Below are 25,415 nucleotides of genomic sequence, written 5' to 3' on the forward strand. Positions count from 1 at the left end.
GAACAATCGTTCAAAAACAAAAATAATTTAAAATGGATGCTCGTTACTTTGAGCACTCACCAGTTGGCCATTTCCCTCTTGATCAACAGAAGCTAATGATCGATCTTTTTCTACTTAAAAAAGCGGAAGGGGAGGCTAAATTTTTGAGGAAAGATGGTTTAGCGCTTGATAGAATGGTAAGCTACTTCTCCAAATTTAAAAGCATGAAATTTAACCAGATCATTTTGTAGAGCTGGTAGTTCAAGTCGGTTAATTATAATGATCGAGTAAAAAATGAAAAAATTATACAAAATTATTTTTAGCAGTATTTTTGCAGGACTTCCATTACTCTTGCCTGTAAGTAGTTATGCTCACTTGCCCCCTGCTGTCAAAGGAAAAGCTATGCCCAGCCTTGCGCCGATCTTAAATAAGACTACGCCGAGCGTCGTCAACATTTCCGTGGAAAAGCTAATCCCTCAAACACCAAACCCTCTACAACCTGAAACGGATCAAAATTCAATACCAACAAAAGTTCTCGCTGTAGGCTCAGGTGTAATTATCAACGCCAAAAAAGGCTATATTGTAACAAATGCTCACGTCGTCAAAGACCAAAAAATCATGGTGGTCACCCTTAAAGATGGGAACCATTATCGAGCGAAAGTTATCGGGAAAGATGCAGGGTTTGATCTGGCTGTGATTCAAATTCACGCTAACCATCTGACCGCACTTCTCATCGGAAATTCAGATCAATTAAAAGTGGGTGATTTCGTCGTCGCTGTGGGAAGTCCCTTTGGTTTAACTCAAACAGTCACTTCCGGCGTCATTAGTGCCTTGAATCGCCAGGAACCGCGTATCGATAATTTTCAAAGCTTTATTCAAACCGACGCGCCAATTAATCCCGGTAATTCCGGCGGGGCTTTAATCGATTTAGAGGGTAAATTAATTGGTATTAATACAGCGATTGTCACTCCGTCTACGGGAAATATCGGCATCGGCTTTGCCATTCCCAGCGATATGGTCAAAAGAGTAACCGAACAATTAATTAAATATGGAAAAGTCGAACGCGGCATGCTCGGCGTAACGGCTCAAAATATTACCCCGGAATTAGCGAATGCCCTAAATTTAAAACATAACAAAGGAGCGCTAGTAACTAAAGTGGTTGCTGAAAGTCCGGCGGCTAAAGCCGGGATTGAGGTTCAGGATATTATTAAATCTGTCAATGCTATTCGGATTCATAGTTCAGCGCAACTACACAACATGCTCGGACTGGCGCGTCCAGGAACTAAGATTCAATTAACCATATTGCGCAACCATAAGGTTCTATCTATAAAAACGGAAGTAGCCGATCCTAAAAAAGTGTTATTGCAACGCGAACTGCCTTTTCTCGGCGGCATGCGCATGCAGAAATTCAACGATCTGGAGCCCGATGGTACTATCTTGCAGGGCGTGTTAGTTACCGGCGTGGACGATAGCAGCAATGGCGCGCTCGGCGGACTAGAGCCCGGCGATATTATTATCAGTGCTAATGGCCAATTAACACCTACGGTCGATCAACTAATGAAAATTGCTGAAGGTAAGCCAAAGGAGTTGTTACTGAAAGTAGCGCGTGGACCGGAACAATTATTTTTAGTTATCCAACAATCACAATAATGAAAAAACATACAAAAATTATTATCACTTTATGGCTGGTAGGCTGCTTTATTGCGGCTGGCCTTATTTTTTCACATAAAAAGTACCGGTAACCCCAACACGCCTCCCCTGTTAGTAAAAGAAAGTCCTGTTGAGGTAGCGGATTTACCCATTATCGCTACGACAATAGGGATGCTAGTCGCTAAAACCAAACAAATATCAGCCACAAAATAGCGGGCTATGTAACAAAAATAGCCTTTTCACCTGGAGATTTTGTGACGGCTGGCTCGCTGCTTATTCAACTTGACGATGCTTATTCAACTTGACGATCAGAAACAAAAAATGACTTAGCGGCCGCGAAAGCCGATGTCGAATTAAGTGAATTACAATACAAACGGGACGCTTTAGCTTTAAAAAGGGACTTAATTTTACAAATGACCATGCATAGCGATAAAGTCAGTCTCGATAAAGACAAGGACAAGGCCCTTACTCAAACGGATCAAACGGCGTTACAGGACATGACATTGAGAGCGCCTTTCAGCGGCTATCTCGGCGCCAAGCAATTCAGCCTTAGCGATTATGTCACGCCGGGACAAAAACTGGTGATCCTCGTGAATCAACTAAAATTAAAAGTAATTTACGATTTACCGAACCATTTCGCGCCACAATAAATAATTACAAATAGGCCAGCCGGTTACTGTCACTGCTGATTTTCTGCCGGGTCAACGCTTCAACGGTAAAGTTAATTATATTGCGCACCTTATGTAAATTATTCTGATTCGCAAGCCATTGAAATACACGCTCTATTAAATAATAAAAATGGTGCATTAAAACCCGGCCAGTTTGTCACCGTTTCTCAAACGTTAGAAACCTTAAAAAAACTATTTTGATGTCTGAAAATAGTTTATTTGCAAACATGAATAGTCATTACGTGTTTAAAGTTAAAAACGGAAAAGCCATTTCAATACCGGTTAAAGTCGGAGAACGCCTTTATGGAAAAGTAGAAATTACCAATGGTTTGAAACCAGGTGATCAAATTATTACGACTGGAGAAGATAAAATTTATAAAAGTGGAGCAAATGTAAAAGTGGTTCATTAAGTCTACTCACACACGCTGCTGCTTAATATTTATATCAAATAAAACACATAAATATTTCTAAAATCTCTATCAAACGTCCTGTTTTGGCGCTCGTCTTAAACCTGGTTCTTGTCATCGTTGGCATCATGGGGTTTAATGACTTAAACACGCGTTTTTCTCCCCAAGTTTGAGAAAAACGTTATAAATATTTCGACGGCCTATCTATCCTGGCGTTAGCGCAAAATTAGTGGAATCTAGCATTACAACGCCGTTGGAAGAAGGGATCAGCGGAGTGCAAGGGATTGATGCTATCATCTCTCAAAGTTTCGAGGGAGAAAGCGCCATTAAATTGACTTTAGATTACGGAGTAAACGTTTACGAAGTCGCGAATCAAATACGCGATAAAGTCGAATGAGTCCGCGTTCAACTGCCCACTAATATTAATGCATCTGTGGTACAAGTCGGTTGGGGTGATATGGAATTAATGGATGTTGGTTTTACGGCACACCCAATAAAAACCCCAAAGCCATTCAGGATTATTTAGAACGAAATGTTATCGACCAAATTGAAGAAATTCCCGGAATTGCTGATGTTGAAGTAGCGGGCGCCAATCAATACGCCATGCGAATTTGGCTAGATCCACAAAAAATGGTGGCTCGCGGTCTAAGCATTAACAACGTTCAAACGGCCATCCAAAACAGTAACGTCGAACTGCCTGCCGGTGAAATTAAAGGCTCCTCAATTAATTATCCTAACTACAGCGGAAACCGAACTTAACGCCACCGATCAGTTTAATAATATTATTTTATTATAAAAAATGATAATAGTCAAGTAATTCGTATTAAAGACATCGGCCAAGCACAACTCGGTGATGATGGCGCCGATCAAAGCATAGTGACCTTGGACGGCCAGCCAGGGGCATTACTGAGCATCAATAACGCTACCGATGCTAACCCATTGGATGATGCAGAAAAAACATCAATCACTTTTTAAATCAAATCCGACCGCATTTGCCCAATGGGATAAAAATCGTTCCTTCTTTTAATATTTCCGCTTATATGCATGGATCAATTCATAAAGTATACCTCTACTATTGGCATTGCAATTTTATGCGTTATTTTTATCATTTTTTATTTTTAGGCCGGTTGCGCACGGTTGCTATTCCCATTGCGACTATTCCCGTCTGTTTGATCACTTCTTTTGGTGTCATGTATTTATTGGGCTTTAGCATTAATGTCATTACCTTACTCGCTTTAGTTCTTTCGATCGGCTTGGTTGTCGACGATGCGTTGTGATGCTCGAAAATATTTATCGACATATTGAAAACGGCGAAAAGCCTTTAATAGCAGCTTTAAAGGAAGGAAAGAAATCACCTTCCCTGTGATTGCGATGACGATTACCCTCGGCTGCGGTGTACGCGCCGATCGGTTTAATACAAAATCAAGCGGCTAATATTTTTCGTTACTTTGCATTTACACTCGCGGGTACGGTGTTAATTTCCGGGTTCGTTGCATTAACTTTATCTCCAATGATGTGTTCCTGTTTTTTAAAAGCTGGCGGCGAGCCTAAAGGTTATAACCGCATAATCGAAACTATCTATGAAGGGATGGCGCGAGCTTATCAAAAAATATTAGCTGTCATTTTAAATAAACGAATTCTTGTCGTCTTTGTTGTGATACTGATCGCTGTCGGCGACTTTTTCCTTGCTAAAAATATTCCGATGGCGTTCGTCCCTCAAGAAGATATGGGTTTTGTGATCGCTGCTGTTTCTACGTCCAGTGGTTCCAGCATTAATACAATCAATCGAGGATTAGAACAAGTAGCCATTATTTTAAACAAGCGCCCGCCGCTGCTTCAGTGATTACCGTCGCGGATACCAACGCTAAAGTGTTTAACTCCGTTTTGCCATGCTTAAACCGTTTAAAGATCGAAAGCAAAGCGCTTCACAAGTTGCGAATGTAGTCAATTAAAAAATAAAGCAAATTATCGGATTAAATGCCGCTGCTTTTGCGCCTTCTTTCGGCGGCTCAATGCAGCACCAGCTCGAATTTTATATCATGAGAGATACGTATTCGGACCTTTACGCTGTTTCTCAAAAACTAATAAATCAATTAGGAAATTACCCTGGGCTTCGTGTGATTCAAAGCAACATGTGGTTTGATAGTCAACAATATAATATGACGGTCAATTGCAAGTAAACATTAAAGACATCGATAATACGATGGCGGCATTGTATGGCGGGAGTAGAATTTCCACATTCGACGCCAACGGCAAAACTTATAACGTTTATCTCCAAGCGCAGAAAAACGATTTGCACAGCTTAGCAAGCATCAACAAACTTTATGTCAATAACAAACAAATAAATTAATCCCTCTTAGCAATTTAATTTCAATTAAACCTATTCTTTCGCAAGTGGTATTGCCTCACTATAATCGCTTGCGCGCGGCACAAATGTCTGCCCAACTGGCCCCTGGTTATAATTTAGGAACCGTGGTAAATTATTTACAAACTGAATTACCTTAACTATTGCCAGCAAACGTAAAATAAGCATTCACTGGCCAAGCGCACGATTTATTAACCTCGAACAACAGCATGTAGCTTATTTTCTTACTCGCAATGGTCTTTATTTAGTGTTAGCCGATCAATTTGAAAGCTTTATTGATCCTTTCATTATTTTGTTAACCGTCCCTTTAAGTATTGTGGGCGCGATGGCCTATTTAAAATTAATTGGCGGTACCTTGAATATTTACACTGACATCAGCCTTATGACGCTTATCGGTTTGGTTTCAAAACACTGTTTTTAATCACGCGATTCGCTAATCGACTGCAAAAAAAGGCCTCACCATATGTGAAGCTTTGTTGAAGGCGGCGTCTATTCGACCGCGTCCAATTTTAATGACCACAGCCGCGATGGTATTCGGCGCACTTCCACTCTTGTTTTTAAGCGGTGGCAGCCACAAAGCCGCCATCAAATCGGCATTGTTATTATCGGGGGATTTATTATATTTGGTACCTTTTTCTCGCTGGTGGTCGTACCCATGGGTTACAGCTATGCCTACAAATTTAAACTTTTCCTAAAACGATTTAAAACTGCGGACGGAAGGTCATTGTCAAGGAAATGATTTTTAGAAATTAAGTGTTTTTAATCGTCATTCCCAAAAACGGGAAATGAGCGTTTTTAGAGCTAGCTGAAGAGTTAAGAATATTTATATTTCAAATAATTACAATATGTTCTTAAGAAATTATGAAAAATTAGATCTTCCTAGAAAAATTATGAACAATTCGGTATCATGTGAATTTGTTTTCTTCGGAAGAAAAAACATAGTATTTGTTAAAGAGAAATAATATAGAGGTAAAACTAACTAAAGGTAAAAAGATGAGCGGTAGTTTAATAGCTTTAATAACAAGTATCTTCTTAGCTACTTCGTTGGCCTCCCTTTCAGCGAAGGCGTTTGATTATTCTGATTTCCAACCCTTAATTAATAAAGGTTTGTCTCCCCAAGATTTGCAGGTTGGCCTTAAAGCCTATCGATGGACGCGAGCACATGGTGCAGTTAAAAAGCCGATCATGATTTTGATCGACTTCAAACAGCCTTCCAATAAAAAGCCACTGTGGGTTATTGACAATATCTAATGGTAAACTGCTATTCAACGGTTACGTCGCCCAAGGTAAAGGCAGTGGGAACCTCTTACGCGACTCGTTTCTCTAATAAAGACGGATCAGACCTCTCTTCGATAGGAGCGATGGTGACAGGTGAAAGTTTACGGGCACCACGGTTTATTTATCCGAATTCACGGCCTTGAAAAAGGCGTTAACCAATAACGTCTTCAAGCGAGTGGTGGTTTTCCACTTAGCTTGGTACGCGACCAAGTCTTTCGCAGAAAAAGTAAGCCGATTAGGCCGTAGCTGGGGCTGTTTTGCAATTGACCCTAAATGTTCCAAATACGTCTTCAGCAAAATCAAAGGTGGCAGTTTTGTGTTCGCTTACGCGCCACAGGAAAAGAACGACCCGAACTTTAGCTAAAAATAATCCACTCCACCCATGTAGGACTTCAAAACGTCGGGCACACGAATGTGTCCGTCAGCTTGTTGATAGTTTTCCATAATAGCGACCAATGTACGGCCTACCGCAAGCCCAGAACCATTTAAAGTATGAAGTAGTTCAGGCTTTCCTGTTTTGGGATTACGCCAACGCGCTTGAATACGTCGGGCTTGAAAAGCTTCACAATTGCTGCAAGAAGAAATTTCGCGGTATTTATTTTGACTTGGCAGCCAAACTTCTAAATCATAAGTCTTTGCGGCCGAAAACCCTAAATCGCCCGCGCATAATTCCACAACCCGGTAGGGAAGCGCCAATAATTGCAATACTTTTTCAGCCTGATGAGTTATTTCTTCTAAAGCTTGGTAAGAATGTTCAGGCTGAACCAGTTGAACAAGTTCCACTTTCTGAAATTGATGCTGGCGAATGATCCCTCGCACATCTTTGCCATAAGAACCCGCCTCGCTGCGAAAACAAGGAGTTTGGGCCACCCATTTCCCAGGAAGCGCTGGCGCTTCAATAATCTCGTCTCGCGCTAAATTAACCAGGGGCACTTCGCCCGTGGGAACCAAAAAAAAATTCCGATCGCCGGCAACTTGAAATTGCTCTTCTCGAAATTTCGGCAATTGTCCTGTTCCATATAAGCATTCTTCATGCACCAAATAAGGCACATAAACTTCTTCATACCCATGTTGGTCGGTGTGTAAATCCAACATAAATTGCGCCAAAGCACGATGGGCACGCGCTAACGATCCCCGCAAAACTACAAAACGCGCACCTGACAATTTGGCTGCCGCATCAAAATCCAATTGGTTATCCCGTTTGCCAAGAATTGTGTGGTCTTTTGGCGTAAAATCGAATCCGGGTGGCGCGCCCCACTGTCGTATTGCACGATTATCATTTTCACTTTTTCCATCGGGCACTGAATCATGAGGTAAATTAGGGATAGCTAATTGAAAATCAGAGAAAACGTTCTGAATGGTTTCAAAATTAGCTTCTTCCCGCTTTAATTCATCGTTTAACTGTGATACTTCAGCCATTAAGGATTCTGGGTTTTCCCCCTTTAATTTCACCATTCCAATGGTTTTTGATAATCGGTTACGTTTAATTTGGAAAGATTGGATTGCTAATTGAGCCTCTTTGCGTTTGCTTTCCAATTGAAGGAAAGTATCTCTATCCATTTCAAAACCGCGGCGGCGTAATTTTTCTACAACATGCTCTAAATTTTGTCGCAATAATTTGGGGTCTAACATTGCTTCTTTTTTTCCTTCTAGGCTGAATTCAACCCTGTTAGCCCGCGGCCTATCCTACGAGATAACGTGAAAAGGTTAGTTTTTACTATCCTCAGTCGTTTTGTGTTGTTCGTTAAGCTTTCTATAATATTCAAGCTTTCCTTTAATTTTTATTTCTAATCCTCTACTAACAAGGAAATAATACCGTCGCCCATTAAGGGTTCGGGCAAATAATCCACACCGGCTGCAAAGCCGTCTGGCTCATCATAGGCATAACGATAATCTTTTCCATAGTCGAGCAATTTCATTAATCGAGTGGGTGCATTGGGTAGATAAAGGGGTACTTCCAGACTGCCTGTACTTTTCACTTCGTGGCTGACTACGTTAAAAGCTTTATACACCGCGTTACTTTTCGCAGCGCAGGCACAGTAAACAACCGCTTGCGCGATGGCGAGTTCTCCTTCCGGCGTTCCCAATCGCTCAAAAGTCTCCCAAGCATCAAAAGCTAACTGGAGCGCACGAGAATCAGCATTTCCAATATCTTCGCTCGCCATGCACACTACCCCGCCCGACGACGTAAAAAGGATCGCACCACCATCTACAAAGACGGGAAAACCAATACAGCGAAGAATCGGGATCAGAAGCACAAACCGATTTATACAATGCGGATATTTGATCGTAAAAAGCTTCTCCGCGTTTATCAAAACGACGTACCCTGCCGTTAAAACTTTATCAATGAGCCAATCATCGACCATAAAACGGCCATTTTCTTCCAACGCAAAATCAGCAATGATTTCCAGAAGCTTCAAGCATTGCCGCGCATCCCTATCAGGAAACTGGAGAATTCGACGACGTAGCGTTCCCAGTATTTCTAAAGCTTTTTTCCTAAACCTCGCTCTTCATTGGCAAGCGCATTCTCTAAAATAGATAATAAATCAGCTTCGGTCAATTGTTTTAAGATATAAACTCGAGTTCGAGAAAGAAATACGTTATTTAATTGAAAGGAAGGATTTTCCGTAGTGGCACTAATTAATATGATCGTGCCTTTCTCAACGCGGGGTAAAAAACCTTGTTGAGATTTATTAAAGCAATGCATCTCGTCAACAAATAGAATCGTTGCCTGTCCTTTATGGCGTTCAGCCCGCTCGACCACATCCAGGATATCTTTTGCCCCAGCGAGGACGGCGGAAATAGATTCAACACATGCTCCTGCTTTTTGCGCCATAATCTCAGCGAGAGTCGTTTTCCCCGACCCTGGGGGCCCCATAAAATCATCGAATGCAATTTACCTTTTTTTGGCACGAAAAAGGGGTTTATCCTTTCCCAATAAATGCGACTGGCCCACAAACTCCTCCAAACAGCCCGGACTCATGCGGGTAACGAGCGGAATAAAATCATTGTTTGAGAACATCAATGCCACGCGAAGGCTTAAATGCAAAAAGCGTACTCGACAATGGAGCGTTTACTTTAATTTGACTGAATTGGAAAATACCTCTTTCATCCAAATTATTTAACACGGTCATTTCAGTAAGTTGCTTTTTTAAAAATTTTAAACGAATCCAATTAAAATTAAGGCTTTTCCCTAAGTGGGGAACCAATTGAAAAGTGGCAGTATCGGGAGTTGAGCTAACCGTAATGGTGAATTTTTGTTTTAGATCTTTCACCGACCCCGATAATAACGCAGCAGGATTAATATTCGTTTCTTTCGCTAGCGGCTGCTGTGTGGCTTGGGACAAATCTACATCATACACCCACAACGTTTTTCCATTTGTGATTATAATTTGTTTAGTCGGTGAATCGGTTTCCCAGCGAAAGCACCCCGGGCGCATAATCATGACTCGCCCATGGCTTTGTTGGATCACTTGATCTTGGTTATCAAAAGTAATTTGATTAAATTTTGCCTGATAAGTCAAAAAATTTGAAAGCAGTTGGCTTAACTGGGCTGTGGCATCGGATTGAGCACTCACAATCCTAGACAGGGAAAATAAGAAAATTCCCAATAAACCGATTAATATTTTTATGGTGCTCATTGTTTTTTATATTATTCTTTTGAGGGCGTTAGTACTTCTCGAACGCCATTATTTTCCATTGGGCTGACAACACCGGCGGCTTCCATCGCTTCAACGATACGTGCGGCTCTATTATACCCGATCTTAAAGCGGCGTTGAATACTGGAGACCGACACACGGCGTGAGCGGATGACAGCTTCTACAGCTTCATCATAAAGCGGATCACTCTCTCCCCCTTCTTCAGCTCTCCCACCTAAAGCGGTTGCCACAAAACCACTTAAATCTTGTGCGCCTATTTCATCCAGTATTCCTTCGACATAGTTCGGCTCGCCACTTTCACGCAAATACTCCGCTACCCGGTGCACTTCTTCGTCTTTAACATAAGGGCCATGAACTCGGACAGGCACGCCACTACCGGGAGCCAAATACAGTAAATCACCATGCCCTAATAGTTGCTCAGCTCCTTGTTGATCTAAGATAGTCCGCGAGTCAATTTTTGAAGAGACTTGGAAAGCCACCCGAGTGGGGATATTAGCTTTAATTAATCCCGTAATAACATCTACAGAAGGCCGCTGCGTTGCAAAAATAAGATGAATGCCAGCCGCCCGCGCTTTCTGCGCCAAACGAACGATAAGCGTTTCTACTTTTTTCCCAACAACCACCATCATATCCGCAAATTCATCGGCAATAACTACCAACTGCGGCAATTCTTGAAGTTCAGGCGGCTTTCCTTCTGGATTGGCTTGCAAGGGATCTAATAATGGAGTTCCGGCTTCAATGGCTTCTTTGACTTTGGCGTTGTAACCCAGAATATTACGCACGCCAAGCGAAGCCATCAACCGATAACGCCGTTCCATTTCAACGACACACCATCGAAGAGCCGTTGCCGCGTCTTTCATATCGGTGACGACCGGGGTAAGCAAATGGGGAATACCTTCATAAACTGAAAGCTCCAGCATCTTGGGGTCGATTAGAATAAGGCGCAATTGTTGTGGAGTGGATTTATAAAGAAGACTCAATAACATAGCGTTTAAACTGACTGATTTACCTGAGCCGGTAGTTCCCGCCACTAGTAGATGAGGCATTTTTGCCAAATCCACGATAACCGGGTGCCCTCCGATGTCTTTCCCTAATGCAAGCGTTAAACTCGAGCGTGCATTTTGGTATTGCTTAGTCGCCAACACTTCGTAAATCGTGACCACTTCTCGGTGTTTATTGGGGAGTTCCAAACCAATGACCGACTTCCCCGGAATTACTTCGACAATTCGAACGCTAATGACCGATAATGAGCGGGCCAAATCTTTTGCCAAATTTGTGACGCGGCTGGCTTTCGTTCCTGCCGCCAGTTGTAACTCAAAACGTGTTACCACAGGCCCGGGATGTACCGCGACTACTTTCGCCTGAATACCAAAATCCGCCAAACGAAGTTCGACTTCACACGATTTTTGCTGCAACTCTTCTTTCGAATAGGACAAGGTATTGTCTTGAGAAGATTTATCAAGTAAAGAAAGTTCAGGTAATATGGCTGAGCCTTTAAAACGTGGCATTTTAAATTCATGATCGATAATTTCTAATTTCGGCCGTTCGGCAATTTTAGGTGTAGAAATCATGTGCAGTGCATTGGGAACCAAATCCGGTTCGACGCGTTTGACTTTTGGAACGGCGACAGCTTCTCGCTTATCTTGAGAAGGTAATAACGATAGAAATAAATTTTTCCAGGCAATAGCCCCCAATCGAATTGCACAGAATTTTGTAAATTTAATTGCGTTTTTTCCAAGCAATTCTAAAAATTGGAACCAAGATAATCCTGTAAATAGTGTAATTCCTATCAATAGGGAAGCAATTAAAATTAAAGAAGTTCCTGCGGTACTAAAAATGGGAAATAATGATTGCGCCATGACGACGCCGATTATTCCGCCACCATTATACGGAAGATTAGCGTCTAGCATACCTAAATGAATGGCCGCTAATCCAGAACCAGCGAATAGTATTAACAAAAACCCAATGGAACGTAAAATTAATAAAGGCCATTTAGTCGGAATATCCTGTTCTTTATGAAGATTGCGGAAAAACCCCCAAGCAGCAAAAGCAACCATCAAAGGAAAAATGTAGGCCAGGTAACCCACCATATATAAAGTAAAATCAGAAAGCCAAGCCCCCCCTTCCCCAGTCAAGTTGGCGACATGCTTAACCACTATACTGTGCGACCAGCCCGGATCAGATCGATGGTAACTCAGAAGGGCAATAAAAAGAAAAACCGAAAAAGCCAGCACCAAAATAAAGCAACCTTCACATAGGCGATAACACAAATGGCGCCGTAACAGAACTCCCTTTTCCTTCGCTGATTTTTTACCCTTGCGCTGTCCCATCAAAGATACTCTTTATTCAATTTTAAAACGCGCGCCCAAACCGGGCAAGCGATTGGACTTCTCTCTCAAGTAATGACAAACCTGAAAGCGGTTAGTATTATAGCCCGAATCATTCACTAACCAATACCAAGAGCATGAATAAACCACAACACCATTCTCTCATCATTCTTGGCTCCGGCCCAGCCGGCTACACAGCCGCCATTTACGCCGCTCGCGCTAACCTAAAACTCATAATGATTACCGGCATGGAACAAGGCGGACAACTCATGACCACGACTGACGTGGATAATTGGCCGGGAGAAGGGCTAGGATTACAAGGCCCAGAATTAATGGAAAAGATGCAAAAGCATGCGGAATATCTTGATGTTCAAGTTATTTTTGATCATATTAGTGAAGCCAACTTAAACCAGCGTCCTTTTTTGCTCAAAGGAGATAACACGACGTATAGCTGCGATGCTTTAATTATTGCTACCGGCGCTTCTGCGCGTTATTTAGGTTTACCTTCAGAAAAAGCCTATATGGGCAAAGGCGTTTCCGCGTGTGCAACTTGTGATGGTTTCTTTTACCGCGGCAAAAAAGTGGCGGTGGTTGGCGGGGGAAATACGGCTGTGGAAGAGGCACTTTATCTTTCTCACATAGCTTCTCATGTCACCCTCATTCATCGGCGCGATAAATTGCGGGCGGAAAAAATGCTAAGCGCCCAATTAATTAAAAAAGTGGGGGAAGGTAAAGTTGCTATTGTGTGGAGTCATGTAGTCGAAGAAGTCTTGGGTGATAATCAAGGCGTAACTGGGGTCCATCTTAAGCACGTTAAAGAGGAGAAAACTCAAGATCTTACTATTGACGGTTTATTCATCGCCATCGGTCACGACCCTAATACCAAAATATTTAAAGACCAGTTGGAAATGGATGAAGGGGGTTACCTTCGCGCGAAATCTGGCTTGCAAGGGAACGCTACTGCAACAAATATCCCCGGCGTTTTCACCGCAGGTGATGTCACGGACCGCATCTACCGACAAGCCATTACTGCTGCCGGAATGGGCTGCATGGCAGCCCTCGACGCGGAACGTTATTTAGACAGCTTGAACCAAACTTAACTTTCTCTGGCCAGAAGCTAACCCATTGCTTATAGCTACTAGTTGAGGCATTATTATTTTTTTATTTAACTCCATTAGATTTTATGGCAAAAGAAGAATCCATTGAAATGCAAGGGACAGTGGTCGATTCACTCCCTAGCACGACTTTTCGAGTCAAACTTGAGAACGGGCACGTAGTGACAGCTCATATTTCCGGGCGAATGCGCAAGCATTACATTCGCATCCTAACCGGTGATGCGGTGACCGTCGAATTAACCCCCTATGATTTAACGCGCGGCCGAATCGTTTATCGGGAAGCTGGAAAAAATCTCTAACCTCAAAGGTAGAAAAATGAAAATATTCCTTATTTTAGCTTTGGTAATTCCCGTGCAAGCAGGATAACGGGGTCGCGAAAAACTTAAACCACTATTTGCTTTCTTTGAACAACTAAGTCACTATTGGCTCTGTTTACCATAATCTCATCGCCCTCATTCAGTTTGCTAAATAACAGTTGGCTAGCAATAGGAACTTTTAACTTCTCTTGAAATAAGTCGCCCCATGGCGCGATCGCCCATTTTTTCGTTATAGCCGTGTTCAGCTAGCCATTGTTTTGCATCCGAACTAATGGTGAGTCGTATTCCTTTTTCTTTTAATTGATCACGCAATTCGCGAGTAAATTTATCAACGATTTTAAGAATCGTCCCCGTATCCAAATATTTAAATTGAATCACAGCGTCTAACCTATTACGTATTACGAAATTCAGGACTGAAATAATGTTTAATCGCTCCTAAATTTTCTTGTTCCATGTCTTGAACGGCAAAACCAATAGTTCCCCGCTCCAATTGTTCGGCGCCAGCATTGGTTGTCATTACAATAATCACATGACAGAAATCTGCTTTTCGACCCGTATTATCGGTGAGATAACCATAATCCATCACTTGCAAAAGGATGTTAAAAATATCCGGATGGGCCTTTTTAATTTCATCCAATAACAACACAGCATCAGGCTGTTTGCGGATAATTTCCGTCAGTATCCCACTTGATCGAAACCCACATAACCGGGAGGAGCACCAATTAAGCGCGAAACAGCATGCCGTTCCATATATTCCAACATATCGAATCGGATTAATTCGATACCAATGCCTGAGCTAACTGACGAGTCACTTCCGTTTACCAACGCCGGTAGGTCTCGCTAATAAAAACGATCCTACCGGCTTATCTGCATTATTTAAACCAGCACGTGATAGTTTGATGGAATTAAAAAACAATTCAACAGCTTGCCTTTGACCAAAAACAATACGCGTTAATTGCTTTGGTAGATCAATCAACAACTCCTTATCTGATTATGTAATGGTATGAATCGGAATACGTGCCATTTTGACGACAACGAATTCGATTTCTTTCACGGTAATAAGTGTTTTACGCTCTTCATCGCTTTGTAATTGCTCAAAAGCACCTGCTCTTCGTCAATAACATCAATCGCCTTATCCGGTAATTGTCGATCAGAAATATAGCGAGCGGATAATTCAACGGCGCGTTTTAAACGCATCTGGAGTATAGCGAACTTGATGGTAATTTTCATAACGCGACCGCAGCCCTTGTAAAATCTTAACGGCGTCGGTTACCGAAGGTTCTTTAACGTCAATTCTTTGAAATCGGCGCAATAAGGCATGATCTTTCGAAAAAAAAATTGCAAAATTCTTCATAAGTCGTCGCGCCCATGCAACGAAATTCACCCGTGCTCAATAATGGTTTTATTAAATTAGAGGCGTCCATGGTGCCACCAGTTGCAGAACCAGCGCCGATTAGATTATGAATTTCATTAATAAGTATCATGGCGCCCGGTTTTATGCTCAGTCCCTTTAATACAGATTTAAATCGTTTTTCAAAATCCACGCGGTATTTAATGCCAGCCAATAATATGCCTAAATCCAAAACATAAATCGTCGCATGCGCTAAAGGCTTTGGCACTCTGTTTTGGACAATTAATTGCGCCAAACCTTCAACGATGGCGGTCTTTCCCACTCCTGCCTGCATCACCCACTAAACAGCGGATTATTTTTAGTGCGTCGGCACAGCGCGTTTGAATGCAACGCAGCAGTTCTTCTTGACGGCCAATCAAAGGATCTACCTGGCCATTTCAGGCTTTCACGTTTAAATTGGTGGCGTAAAGCTCAATTAAATTCTCATCCACCATAGTTTCTTGCATTCCGCTGGCTTCTGGTAATTGCTGAGAATCAGACAAAAAACGGGCCTCTTGCTGCGGCTTTGTTATGCCTTGGGTGGTGTAATTGATGATATCAATCCGATTAATATTTTCTTGGCTAAGGAAATAAACGGCTTGATTTTCCGGCTCACTGAAAATCGCCGTTAAAATATTGCTTCCTGTCACTTCGGGACTACCGTTGCACTGGACATCATAAATCGCCTGTGCTGTAATACTCGCTGAAAACTCAAGGTGGGTTGAATATTGCGTTCTACATTCAGAGGAATATGAGGTGGTTTTATCAATAAAAATGCCTAATCCAACCCGAAAACGTTCTAAATTAGCGCCATAGGCACTTAACAGTCTACCAGTCTCAGGATTATCAAATAAAGCTAACAATAGATGATTAACAGTGATAAATTCATGCCGTTTTTCGCGAGCCTGCAAAAATGCGCGGTTTAATGTCTTCTCCAGTGCCTTACTAAACATGATCCCACCCTCCTCTGCTAAGTTGTTTTCTCATGTTCGACAGTAAATCCTTTTTCTGCCGCCTGGAGTCGATTTAGCTACCCTTGCCTCCTCCTCGCCAACCCTTCTGGCCGGAATATCGATTCCTCCTTACTCTAAATGTAGTAAAAAACGGCGTTTTTCCTACACTCGAGTGCGCTGTGGTCGCATTGACAGTCCTTTCTATTTGCTTTACAAATGGAGAATAACTGAAATACTTTAAGGTTTTAAGGCTGCGTTAAGTTGAAGGGAGTAAGATTAACGGATAATCTTATTGCCGAGAGGACGGCTTGAAAAGCAATGAACACATCCAGAAATGATGAATCTTCCGAAGAGACGCCACGACAGCATCTCTACCATGTTTCGGAAACTAAGGAAAAAAACCACTAACTTTTCGATGAGCAATAATGCTTCCGTATTTTGGCGACTATCTAAATCGTCTAAAAAATACAAATCCGGATTGTATGATCTTATTTCGGTGATTACGAAAAAAGAGGAAGAAAATATTAGAGACATCCTCAACCGCGCAGCAGAAGAACAACCGCTTAAAGATTTTCAAGATAGGGAGTCGGGTTTCAATCTTGATTGCGACTTCCAGAAGGCCTTCTACCCGATAGACCTATTGAGTGGGGGTTCCAACTCTTCAATCAGAATCCCACTTTTGCTTCGGGACTGAGCCACCTTGATACCCTAGTCCAAAATTTTGAAAAAGTTAATCAGCTAACAGGAGGGACGACTTCCCTGAAAGATATTCAAGAATATGTCCGACAGCTTGAAACCCTATATTAATATAGGGATTGCAAACTAACATGTCAGAGGCCCCCACCTTCCCTACATCATATGCTTAATTACGACCTTACCGAACTGAGAGGTACTTACTTCTTTGGCTCCGGTCATCAAACGGGCAAAATCGTATGTTACTGTTTTACTTTTAATCGCCCCCTCAATGCCTTGAACGACAAGGTCGGCGGCTTCTTTCCAGCCTAGGTAACGAAGCATCATTTCTGCCGATAAAATTAGAGAGCCTGGATTGACTTTATCTTGCCCTGCATATTTAGGCGCTGTCCCATGGGTGGCTTCAAAGAGGCCAACTGTGTCGCTTAAATTAGCGCCCGGAGCAATGCCAATGCCGCCGACTTCGGCCGCTAACGCGTCGGAGATATAATCCCCATTGAGGTTCAAGGTGGCGATGACGCTGTACTCGGCGGGACGCAATAAAATTTGCTGTAAAAAGGCATCGGCAATAACATTTTTGATTGTAATTTTTTGGCCTGTTTTCGGATTCTCAAAGAAATGCCAGGGTCCACCATTTAATGGCTTTGCTCCAAATTCTTTGACAGCAACTTCATAGCCCCAATCTTTAAAAGCCCCTTCCGTGAATTTCATGATATTACCTTTATGGACGAGCGTCACGGAATCGCGCTCATTATCAATGGCGTATTGAATCGCTCGACGCACTAAACGGCTCGCGCCTTCTTTAGAAACCGGTTTAATTCCTATCCCCACCGTTTCCGGAAAACGGATTTTCTTTACGCCCATCTCATTTTGAAGGAAGTTAATTAATTTTACCGCTTCAGGGCTTCCCGCCGGCCACTCAATTCCGGCGTAAATATCTTCAGAATTTTCGCGAAAAATCACCATATTGACTTTTTCAGGTGTTTTGACCGGGCTTGGCACACCCGTAAAATAACGGATAGGGCGAAGACAAACATAAAGGTCTAACTGTTGGCGCAGCGCCACATTAAGTGAACGTATGCCGCCCCCGACCGGCGTAGTTAAGGGACCCTTAATGGCCACTTGGTATTCTTTAATGGCTTCAAGTGTATCATCAGGCAGCCAATTGTCTTTGCCATACACTTTCGTAGCCTTTTCTCCGGCGTAAATTTCCATCCACTCAATTTTTCGCTTTCCAGCGTAGGATTTTTCCACGGCGGCATCGACCACGTTTTTCATGACGGGTGTGATATCAATGCCAATACCATCTCCTTCGATAAAGGGAATAATAGGTCGGCCAGGAACTTCTAAAACAACTTTATTAACAATGATTTTTTCACCTTGGTTGGGAACTTTTATGCGCTGGTAAGTCACGATGGATACTCCGGTTAACTCCGTCATCGCTAAGAGATGCCGGGAAAGTTTGGGGTAGCTTATCGAAGGGATGCTATGAAATCAACATCGCATCGCCATAACTAAAAAAATCACCGGTTTTCAACCGCTTTTTGATAGGCCCCATAACCAACTCATAGCCACCAAAAGCACACACCAGCATTAATAGTGTAGACTTCGGTAAATGGAAGTTTGTCAAGAAAGCATCCACACAATTAAACTGAAATCCAGGGTAGATAAATAAATCTATCTCACCAGCATAAAGATGGCATTCTCCATTTTTCTCGCGGTTTCCAAACAACGCATCACCGTGGTGCCAACAGCAATCACTCAACCGTTATTTTTACGACATTCTGCAATAGCATCACAGACCGATTTTGATAATTCCATCCATTCATGGTGCATCCGGCGGTCTGCTAACGAGTCCACGCGGACAGGCTGAAACGTGCCTGCACCTACATGTAAAGTGACGTAAGTGTCGCCACTCCCTTTCTGCGCAGCACGTCAAAAGTTTCTTCATTAAAATGTAGCCCCGCTGTCGGGGCGCGGTTACTACTGCACCCGCTCTTTCAGAATAAATCGTTTGATAACGCGCTTGATCATTTTTATCCGGTTCCCGTTGAATATAGGGAGGAAAAGGTACTCTTTCTACCATGTTGGTATAATAAATCTAAAACGCAAGCCGATGAATTGAGTCCACATTCAAATAAATCATTATGCTGCCCCTCGATAATAATTTTAAAATTATCAGCAATAATAACTTGGCTCTCTAGCTTTGGCGCTTTACTGGCTCGGATGTGCGCTAAAAATCGGTTTTTAGATAAAATACGCTCCACCAGAAATTCAACTTTCCCCAGTTTTCTTATGTCAAAATAACCGAGCGGGAATGACCTTAGTATCGTTAAGGACCACTAAATCATTCGGCATAACTTGCTCAACAAACCCATTGAATTGACGATGTAACGTTGTCCGTCGGGAACGATCGACACACAATAATCTGCTGCCCGACCTGTCAGCCAAAGGGCGCTGAGCGATCAATTCGAATGGCAAGTTATAATCAAAATCACTCGTTTTCCATTGGTTTTTCATCGGCGCTATTTGCAGTCTGAAAGCCCCTAAGTCCATCCCAAAAAGAGGAGAATATGGTAGAATACCGACAGATTTTATTTATCTCGTAAGGACACGATCATCCATTTATAGGTGACCGATGTCTTCATTTACCTGCAGCTGGGAAATAGGAAAACAAAGTTTTTTATTCTCAGAGCGAACAAAAAACTGCTTATTTATCCCCTCATCAGCATTATTATTTGTATGCTTCTTCTCTCACTAATTGCGATGCCCTTATGGCACTTTGGGTTGAACCACTGGCAAACCAGGCAATCAAATTTTTCCAAGAACCTCATTGTGATCCTTTTGTTTTTAGAAATTTATACCTTTGTAATTTTGTCATCATTTTTTGTAATACCGCCTTTATAGCTTCAGTAATGGCTTATTTTGATCAGCGGTCCCCCCGACGGTGAGAGAAAAGGTTTTCGAGTGGTTAAAGCCGTGTGTGGCTATTGTGGGATGGTCGTTTATCAGTTCGACTTTGGAGCCACGATTCGTCTTCTGGAATCTCGACTTAAAAATCTTGCTTTTTTTCTGCGATCTTTGCTGGCATTTCCTGGGCCATAGTTTCTTATTTCGTTATTCCCGCCATCATTCTTGAAAAAATTGGGCCCTTTAAAATTGATTAAACGTTCACATCAATGGCTTCAAAAAAACCTGGGGTACCTCCCTAATTGCTAATTTTAATCTAGGCGTTTTATTTTTAATTCCTCACCTACTGATTCTGCCTCCTCTTTTTCATTGGCTTTTATCTGCCTAGCACGAATGCTGCGCTTTTAGGCCCAAGCATACTGGTATTTTATTAATAGTTTTTCATATGCTTAGTAACGGCCTTCACAACATATTGCGATGGGTACTTTACCGCTACGCAACCACGGGAAAGTCTCCCCCTTCTTGGAATCCTGCTTTATTACAAACCGCATTCCGCACTCGTTCGCCAATGAAAAGTTGACGAATTTACCGCGGCAACCGATAATGTTATTAACTTCATATCAAGGATGGTAAAGGAAATTTGATGATACATGAAAAAACCACAGTTCGTTCTTATTTTTACCTCACTTCTATTGTCATTTTTGCAGCCATTTTCGTAATCGCGTTCTTTTGGCTGCCTATCTTATGCTTTCTTATCATTGCACTTCCCTTATTTTTCGTCGGTATCTACGACATTTTCCAAAAAGACAGCAATATTTTGCGAAACTATCCCATTTGGGGACATTGGCGATACATCCTTTTGAAGATACGCCCCCAAATTCATGCCTATTTTATTGAAGATGAATGGGGCGGAACGCCATTTACCCACGCTCAACAATTCCTTGTTTATGATCGTTCAAAAAAAACGGTTGACACTATGCCTTTTGGAACGCAACTGGATGTGCATGAAGTCGGTTACGAATGGGTTAATCAATCGATAGCCCCTAAACAACCAGATTTTAATTCCTGCACACACGTTGAAATAGGCGGCCCTCAATGCACTCAACCTTATTCCGCCTCTCGTTTTAATGTCTCCGCCATGAGCTTTGGCGCCATCAGTTCCGAAGCCGTTCGAGCGCTAAATCGCTCTGCCAAGCTGGGTGGTTTTCATCAAGATACCGGTGAAGGCGGTTTAAGCAAATACCATTTAATTGAGGGCGGCGATCTTGTGTGGGAAATCGGCACCGCTTATTTCGGCTGTCGCACAAAAGACGGTAAATTTAATCCCGAACAGTTTAAAGAAAAATCTCGCCATCCAAACGTCAAAATGCTAGAAATAAAAATATCGCAAGGGGCTAAACCATCGCACGGCGCTATTTTGCCGGGCATAAAGGTCACTCGGGAATTGGCTGAAGCGCGAGGGGTGGAACCAGGAATGGATTGTCTATCACCTCCCACTCATTCAACTTTTTCCACCCCCATCGGCTTATTGGAATTTGTCCAACAATTGCGGGAACTCAGTGGAGGAAAACCTACCGGCTTTAAACTTTGTATTGGTATCCTTCAGGAATTTATGGCAGTCTGCAAAGCGATGTTGGAGACAAAAATTTATCCCGATTTTATTGTGATTGACGGCTCTGAAGGGGGAACCGGTGCTGCTCCTTTTGAGTTTTCAGACAGTGTTGGTATGCCGCTCAATGAAGGATTAATTTTCGCTCATAACTGTTTAGTCGGAATCGATACACGCAAACATATTCGTTTGATCGGCAGCGGTAAAGTTATTACGGGGTTTGACATGCTGACGAAAATTGCTTTAGGCGCTGATATTTTAAATAGCGCTCGCGGTATGATGTTTGCACTGGGCTGCGTGCAATCGCGTCGCTGCCACCTTAACACGTGTCCCACCGGAGTCACCACCCAAGATCCAAAACGGCGTTACGCCTTAGATGTTGATGAAAAAGCCGTTTACGTGAAAAATTTCCACGAAGCCACTTTAAAAAGTTTCTTGGAAGTATTAGGAGCTACCGGACTGGAACGACCCGAAGAATTACAGCCTTTTCACATTCACCGTCGCGTTAGCAAAGATGCTGCATTGACTTATGATGAAATTTTTCCTTACCTTGAACCGAATGATATACTTAAAGGACGCGTTCCTGAAAAATATCGAAACTACATGAAACTATGGAAAGAAGCCAACCCCCATTATTTTGTGGCGCCACCTAAAGAAACCCACCGAGCAGACAGCCAACCGACTTAAAGGATGCAATTTATGCTAATACGAACAACTAATCCTAGAACGGGAGAAGTTATAAAAACTTACCAAGAAATGACGGATCAACAAGTTGAAGATATTATTAGTGATACCCATTATGATTATGAAAAATGGCGAAGCGTAAGTTTTAAAGAACGTGGTAGAAAACTTCGCCGTATTGCTCAATCTCAATTGTTACGAAAAAATAAAGCCGATTACGCAAAATTAATCGCAACGGAAATGGGGAAAACCCATAACAGCAGGCGAAACGGAAGCTGAAAAGTGTGCTTGTTTTTGCGATTATTATGCTGATCATGAAGAAACGTTGCTAAAACCTCGAACCGTTAACACAGATTAGAAAAAAACTATGTAACTTATCAGCCTAGCGGCGTCGTTTTTTGGCATTATGCAGTGGAATTTTCCTTTGTGGCAGGTATTCTGTTTTGCTGCGCTTAATTTAATGGCTGGTCATGGCTGCTTATTAAAATATGCTTCGATTTTAACAGGTACTGCCCTTACGATCGAAAAGTTAATAAAATCTGCCGATTTACCTGATAATATTTTTCGAATCCTTGTCATTAATACGGAAAAAGCGAGCGATGTCATCTCTCACCCTAAAATTCTGCAGTAACCTTAACTGGCAGTGAAGGCACCGAGAGAGCGGTTGGAAGTGCTGCTGGTAAAGCACTAAAAAAAGTGGTTTTGGAACTCGACGGCAATGATGCTTACCTCATATTTAAAAGATGCCGCTTAGAAAAAGCAGCAGAAGCTTGCGTGGAATCTCGCTTGAGCAATTCGGGACAATCTTGCATTACCGCCAAACGATTAATTATTGTTGAAAATGTTTGTGATGAATTTAAATCGCTCGTGATAGAGAAAGCTCAATTCTACCAAATGGGTGATCCCTTAAAAGGTGATCCCTTAAAAAAAGAGACGGTACTTGGCCCGCTATCACGTTCCGATTTACGTGATGGCGTCCATGGGGAAAGTGAGGGAATCGATCGACAAGGGTGTTTTTTAGAAATGGGTGTAGAAATACCGGAAAGTAAAGGCTTTTACTATCCCCCACCGTACTTTCAGGCGTTCGGGCGGGACAACCTGCTTTTAACGACGAAGTATTCGGACCGGTTATTGCACTTATTCACGCAAAAGATGAAAAACACGCTATTAAAAAATAGCTAATAATTCAAAATTTGGATTGGGAGTAGCTGTTTTTACTAATGATAGTGAACGCGGCGAAAAAATAGCGGTTACCGAACTTCAGGCGGGGGGCACCTATGTCGTTAATATTTTCGTTAAATCCGACCCGCGGTTACCTTTTGGAGGTGTTAAACATTCGGATTACGGTCGTGAATTGTCGGCTGAAGGAATTCGTTCGTTTATAAATGTGAAAACGGTGGTCGTTGATTAGGTATGCGCGCTCGTTATTCATTTTTTCCTTAGTAAATCGACCGCAAGCAAAGGTGCTGAGCGGTTTTGCTTCCCGTGTTTGTATTTATTTAGAGAGTTTATTTAAAAAAAACAAAAGGAATAAATAACCAAGGGACTTTTTTTGCAATAATGATCCCAATCCTCTCCATATTTTTGTCGACAGCGATTAATATCACGACGAGCTCGATGAGTAATCATGCCCACGAAGAAAGTTACCTAAAAATAAGGTAAAAAGTCATTAAATCCGCAAATTAAACCCCACGATAATACCATGACGATATCAGCCGTGTAATGAATTTTGCGTGCGTAACGCCACCAACCGTCGATTAGCAGTAAACTGCCGTTTGGCTTGAAAGTAAGTCGGTTTTTTTAACGTTCCCCACGACAATTAAGGAAAGGCTTTTCATTTTACATACGTACCACGCTCTTGCATACGAAAGCTATTGCGTTAACTTTGAGAGGTATCCCATACATAATAAATAGGCGCCCGATCAGTAATAACGGTAATGAATGTTCAAAAAGCGTGTGTGAAGCCATGTACATGGAATTAATACAATAAACAAATGGGCTACTCGCAAAATTTCAGAAAATTAACATCCAACCCAATTTTTCGTAAAAATATCCCAAGTCGTTAGAATACATTCTTCGCCTTTCATGCAAGCGTTTGTGTACAATCCGCGGCCAATACCATAAAAATCATAGATGTGCTAATAACATGATAAGTCGCGTATTGGTGGCCACCGCGATTCATCCTCGAGAATTTTGTTTAGGATTGTAAGTGGAAGTAGTGGAATGACTTCCCAGTCAACTATTCAAACGTCTCGAGAGAATAGAGCCGAGGATCTTGATCCAGTCACAATTGTATAAAATCAATTCCCGCACGATCGCTCGTGCCCGTAATCCCTAGGGTATTCTGGGGATTTCTCTTAACGCTATTTATATATCATGATGGAGACCCACAATCCCCGCGACTTCGGCTGTGTGTGTGAAGCCTCCATTCTTTATCTATCGGTAGGCGGCCTACGCACGAAGATGAGACACTCTGGGTTACATCGTGCCTATCAATATAGAGTCGCGCCCTTCATTTAAGCTTTAGCCCGATTTCCGTTAGGCATTAGGAAAAATAATGGAAAAGCTGCTATAGTGGTATTACGCTTTAAAATTTCCCGAGAAGAATCTTATGGTAACTTTAACTCATACTTTAATTAAGACACTTAATGCGATATGTTTAACCTTTGGAATATTAACAGCAACTGCCAGGAACAGTCCTATACGTAGCTTTTCAGACGCTCAATTCCACTATGTTAGTGGAAAATTCCTAAATAGGAAAGGATGAGAGGGCTGATGAAAGTTAAGGTAAAGCCTGAGGCTAATGATGCTGATTCATGCGGTGGCTCTGTGCTCTGTGAAGCCGATGCCTGATAAGCATCAACCTTGTGTAATTCATCCAGGCACGCATGCTGGCCGATTTAAATCGTGAGACTACACATATACCAATGCAACCGCTTCTTTTCGTCAAAACTGATTGTTGACAACAACCCTGGGACCATATACATATAGAGCAAATCAGAATACAGGAAAATAATGATCTCGTCTATCGTTCCCGCGTATTTTACTGCGCTCATACAGGTTACTTAGCTTAACTTGTATATTCGTTAAATGCATTTTATCTTCTTCTTAATAATAAAGAATAGGTAACTTTTTAAAGATTCCAATCTTACCCAAGAAATTACCCATCTTTTTTCTGGATTTTTCGAATTCCTCGAATCACAATATCGAAAAAAATATTTAAAAACAATTGGTTTTCGAAGTCATCGAAAACATTAGAGCCTAATATGGCGGAGAGGGCGGGATTCGAACCCGCGTAGGCCGTGAGGCCTCAGCCGATTTCGAGTCGGTGCCGGTGTGGCCGCTTCGGTACCTCTCCAATCAATCTTGCTTGAGGACATCAAGAGAGGGACTATTCTATAGAAACAGGCTGAT

26 protein-coding genes, 1 tRNA gene and 9 pseudogenes are annotated in these 25,415 nt (G+C 42.1%); 17 read left to right on the forward strand and 19 right to left on the reverse strand.

Features of this window, described 5'->3' with window-relative positions; all coding sequences use genetic code 11:
* Positions 1-32 precede the first annotated feature (32 nt).
* The 11 genes and pseudogenes from FIV31_RS00610 to FIV31_RS00660 all read left to right on the forward strand — a co-directional run bounded on the left by FIV31_RS00610 (position 33) and on the right by FIV31_RS00660 (position 6,711).
* Positions 33-230: a hypothetical protein gene (locus tag FIV31_RS00610; RefSeq protein WP_280123456.1), complete on the forward strand. Its 198-nt coding sequence runs from the start codon at positions 33-35 to the stop codon at positions 228-230.
* 43 nt (positions 231-273) lie between these two features.
* Positions 274-1,629 carry a Do family serine endopeptidase gene (locus FIV31_RS00615; protein ID WP_280123457.1) on the forward strand — a complete coding sequence of 452 codons (1,356 nt, stop codon included), beginning with the start codon at positions 274-276 and terminating at the stop codon, positions 1,627-1,629.
* Positions 1,629-2,707: pseudogene (locus tag FIV31_RS00620) on the forward strand (efflux RND transporter periplasmic adaptor subunit). Before FIV31_RS00615 ends, FIV31_RS00620 begins: the two are co-directional and overlap by 1 nt.
* A 226-nt stretch (positions 2,708-2,933) precedes the next feature.
* Positions 2,934-3,101 carry an efflux RND transporter permease subunit gene (locus FIV31_RS00625; protein ID WP_280123458.1) on the forward strand — a complete coding sequence of 56 codons (168 nt, stop codon included), beginning with the start codon at positions 2,934-2,936 and terminating at the stop codon, positions 3,099-3,101.
* Between the two features lie 158 nt (positions 3,102-3,259).
* The gene (locus FIV31_RS00630; RefSeq protein WP_280123479.1) at positions 3,260-3,463 is read left to right on the forward strand and encodes an efflux RND transporter permease subunit; all 204 of its coding nucleotides are present in this window, start codon (positions 3,260-3,262) and stop codon (positions 3,461-3,463) included.
* 200 nt (positions 3,464-3,663) lie between these two features.
* Positions 3,664-3,981 (forward strand): efflux RND transporter permease subunit, encoded by a 318-nt coding sequence (locus FIV31_RS00635; protein WP_280123480.1) that lies wholly within the window; start codon positions 3,664-3,666, stop codon positions 3,979-3,981.
* 116 nt (positions 3,982-4,097) lie between these two features.
* The gene (locus FIV31_RS00640) at positions 4,098-4,547 is read left to right on the forward strand and encodes an efflux RND transporter permease subunit (protein WP_280123459.1); all 450 of its coding nucleotides are present in this window, start codon (positions 4,098-4,100) and stop codon (positions 4,545-4,547) included.
* Positions 4,548-4,874: 327 nt separating this feature from the next.
* Entirely contained in the window at positions 4,875-5,054 is a 180-nt protein-coding gene (locus FIV31_RS00645) for an efflux RND transporter permease subunit (RefSeq protein ID WP_280123460.1), read from the forward strand.
* Positions 5,055-5,316: 262 nt separating this feature from the next.
* Entirely contained in the window at positions 5,317-5,490 is a 174-nt protein-coding gene (locus tag FIV31_RS00650; RefSeq protein WP_280123461.1) for an efflux RND transporter permease subunit, read from the forward strand.
* 55 nt (positions 5,491-5,545) lie between these two features.
* Positions 5,546-5,764 carry a hypothetical protein gene (locus FIV31_RS00655; RefSeq protein WP_280123462.1) on the forward strand — a complete coding sequence of 73 codons (219 nt, stop codon included), beginning with the start codon at positions 5,546-5,548 and terminating at the stop codon, positions 5,762-5,764.
* Between the two features lie 298 nt (positions 5,765-6,062).
* Positions 6,063-6,711, forward strand: a pseudogene (locus FIV31_RS00660) (murein L,D-transpeptidase catalytic domain family protein).
* Here the strand turns inward: FIV31_RS00660 and serS are convergent.
* From serS to FIV31_RS00680, 4 genes and pseudogenes are all read right to left on the reverse strand, one after another.
* Positions 6,708-7,979 (reverse strand): serine--tRNA ligase, encoded by a 1,272-nt coding sequence (gene serS, locus FIV31_RS00665; protein ID WP_280123463.1) that lies wholly within the window; start codon positions 7,977-7,979, stop codon positions 6,708-6,710. The pseudogene FIV31_RS00660 and the gene serS overlap by 4 nt on opposite strands.
* Before the next feature lie 75 nt (positions 7,980-8,054).
* Positions 8,055-9,369 (reverse strand): annotated as a pseudogene (locus tag FIV31_RS00670) (replication-associated recombination protein A).
* Entirely contained in the window at positions 9,353-9,988 is a 636-nt protein-coding gene (gene lolA / locus FIV31_RS00675; protein WP_280123464.1) for an outer membrane lipoprotein periplasmic chaperone LolA, read from the reverse strand. Before lolA ends, FIV31_RS00670 begins: the two are co-directional and overlap by 17 nt.
* Before the next feature lie 11 nt (positions 9,989-9,999).
* On the reverse strand, positions 10,000-12,336 hold the full coding sequence (locus FIV31_RS00680) for a DNA translocase FtsK (RefSeq protein WP_280123465.1): 2,337 nt from the start codon (positions 12,334-12,336) through the stop codon (positions 10,000-10,002).
* 134 nt (positions 12,337-12,470) lie between these two features.
* Here FIV31_RS00680 and trxB point away from each other — a divergent pair, with 134 nt between their 5' ends.
* A complete protein-coding gene (gene trxB / locus FIV31_RS00685; protein WP_280123466.1) occupies positions 12,471-13,433 on the forward strand; it encodes a thioredoxin-disulfide reductase in 963 nt (320 codons plus the stop codon).
* An 83-nt stretch (positions 13,434-13,516) separates the two neighbouring features.
* Positions 13,517-13,747, forward strand: coding sequence for a translation initiation factor IF-1 (gene infA / locus FIV31_RS00690; RefSeq protein ID WP_280123467.1), 231 nt, complete (start codon positions 13,517-13,519; stop codon positions 13,745-13,747).
* 180 nt (positions 13,748-13,927) lie between these two features.
* On the opposite strand, the gene FIV31_RS08760 is transcribed toward infA, so the two are convergent.
* The 7 genes and pseudogenes from FIV31_RS08760 to FIV31_RS08790 all read right to left on the reverse strand — a co-directional run bounded on the left by FIV31_RS08760 (position 13,928) and on the right by FIV31_RS08790 (position 16,108).
* Complete coding sequence (locus FIV31_RS08760; RefSeq protein WP_482765887.1) at positions 13,928-14,143, reverse strand: hypothetical protein; 216 nt, start codon at positions 14,141-14,143, stop codon at positions 13,928-13,930.
* A 13-nt stretch (positions 14,144-14,156) separates the two neighbouring features.
* Positions 14,157-14,527: pseudogene (locus FIV31_RS08765) on the reverse strand (AAA family ATPase).
* Positions 14,528-14,573: 46 nt separating this feature from the next.
* A complete protein-coding gene (locus tag FIV31_RS08770; RefSeq protein WP_482765889.1) occupies positions 14,574-14,741 on the reverse strand; it encodes a hypothetical protein in 168 nt (55 codons plus the stop codon).
* 74 nt (positions 14,742-14,815) lie between these two features.
* Positions 14,816-14,995 carry a hypothetical protein gene (locus FIV31_RS08775; protein WP_482765891.1) on the reverse strand — a complete coding sequence of 60 codons (180 nt, stop codon included), beginning with the start codon at positions 14,993-14,995 and terminating at the stop codon, positions 14,816-14,818.
* Positions 14,940-15,119 (reverse strand): hypothetical protein, encoded by a 180-nt coding sequence (locus tag FIV31_RS08780; RefSeq protein ID WP_482765893.1) that lies wholly within the window; start codon positions 15,117-15,119, stop codon positions 14,940-14,942. The genes FIV31_RS08775 and FIV31_RS08780 overlap by 56 nt, the downstream gene beginning before the upstream one ends.
* Positions 15,055-15,450: an AAA family ATPase gene (locus FIV31_RS08785; protein ID WP_482765903.1), complete on the reverse strand. Its 396-nt coding sequence runs from the start codon at positions 15,448-15,450 to the stop codon at positions 15,055-15,057. Before FIV31_RS08785 ends, FIV31_RS08780 begins: the two co-directional genes overlap by 65 nt.
* A gap of 103 nt (positions 15,451-15,553) precedes the next feature.
* Positions 15,554-16,108, reverse strand: coding sequence for a Clp protease N-terminal domain-containing protein (locus FIV31_RS08790; protein ID WP_482765895.1), 555 nt, complete (start codon positions 16,106-16,108; stop codon positions 15,554-15,556).
* A gap of 32 nt (positions 16,109-16,140) precedes the next feature.
* Here FIV31_RS08790 and FIV31_RS00700 point away from each other — a divergent pair.
* Positions 16,141-16,335: pseudogene (locus FIV31_RS00700) on the forward strand (hypothetical protein).
* Positions 16,336-16,957: 622 nt separating this feature from the next.
* Here the strand turns inward: FIV31_RS00700 and icd are convergent.
* The 6 genes and pseudogenes from icd to FIV31_RS08275 all read right to left on the reverse strand — a co-directional run bounded on the left by icd (position 16,958) and on the right by FIV31_RS08275 (position 19,321).
* Positions 16,958-18,241, reverse strand: a complete 1,284-nt coding sequence (gene icd / locus FIV31_RS00705; RefSeq protein WP_280123468.1) for an NADP-dependent isocitrate dehydrogenase — start codon at positions 18,239-18,241, stop codon at positions 16,958-16,960.
* A gap of 46 nt (positions 18,242-18,287) precedes the next feature.
* Complete coding sequence (locus tag FIV31_RS08255; protein WP_425278242.1) at positions 18,288-18,566, reverse strand: S-adenosylmethionine:tRNA ribosyltransferase-isomerase; 279 nt, start codon at positions 18,564-18,566, stop codon at positions 18,288-18,290.
* A pseudogene (locus FIV31_RS08260) lies at positions 18,563-18,670 on the reverse strand (tRNA preQ1(34) S-adenosylmethionine ribosyltransferase-isomerase QueA); the annotation flags it as partial. The pseudogene FIV31_RS08260 and the gene FIV31_RS08255, both read right to left, overlap by 4 nt.
* Entirely contained in the window at positions 18,627-18,887 is a 261-nt protein-coding gene (locus tag FIV31_RS08265; protein WP_425278243.1) for an S-adenosylmethionine:tRNA ribosyltransferase-isomerase, read from the reverse strand. The pseudogene FIV31_RS08260 and the gene FIV31_RS08265, both read right to left, overlap by 44 nt.
* Entirely contained in the window at positions 18,838-19,068 is a 231-nt protein-coding gene (locus FIV31_RS08270) for a hypothetical protein (protein WP_425278249.1), read from the reverse strand. The genes FIV31_RS08265 and FIV31_RS08270 overlap by 50 nt, the downstream gene beginning before the upstream one ends.
* A 31-nt stretch (positions 19,069-19,099) precedes the next feature.
* On the reverse strand, positions 19,100-19,321 hold the full coding sequence (locus tag FIV31_RS08275; RefSeq protein WP_425278244.1) for an S-adenosylmethionine:tRNA ribosyltransferase-isomerase: 222 nt from the start codon (positions 19,319-19,321) through the stop codon (positions 19,100-19,102).
* 118 nt (positions 19,322-19,439) lie between these two features.
* Between FIV31_RS08275 and FIV31_RS00715 the strand changes: the two are divergent.
* The 3 genes and pseudogenes from FIV31_RS00715 (at position 19,440) to FIV31_RS00725 (ending at position 23,412) form a co-directional block, all read left to right on the forward strand.
* Positions 19,440-20,291 (forward strand): annotated as a pseudogene (locus tag FIV31_RS00715) (DUF6159 family protein).
* A 63-nt stretch (positions 20,292-20,354) separates the two neighbouring features.
* Positions 20,355-22,007, forward strand: coding sequence for an FMN-binding glutamate synthase family protein (locus tag FIV31_RS00720; protein ID WP_280123469.1), 1,653 nt, complete (start codon positions 20,355-20,357; stop codon positions 22,005-22,007).
* Between the two features lie 3 nt (positions 22,008-22,010).
* Positions 22,011-23,412, forward strand: a pseudogene (locus FIV31_RS00725) (aldehyde dehydrogenase family protein).
* Between the two features lie 97 nt (positions 23,413-23,509).
* Here the strand turns inward: FIV31_RS00725 and FIV31_RS00730 are convergent.
* Positions 23,510-24,171, reverse strand: a pseudogene (locus FIV31_RS00730) (phosphatidylethanolamine N-methyltransferase family domain-containing protein); the annotation flags it as partial.
* Positions 24,172-25,268: 1,097 nt separating this feature from the next.
* Positions 25,269-25,359 (reverse strand) — tRNA-Ser (locus FIV31_RS00735).
* Positions 25,360-25,415: the final 56 nt, after the last annotated feature.

Origin of the sequence: Coxiella endosymbiont of Ornithodoros amblus, from assembly GCF_019425495.1 — a bacterium.
Taxonomy (GTDB): Bacteria; Pseudomonadota; Gammaproteobacteria; order Coxiellales; family Coxiellaceae; genus Coxiella.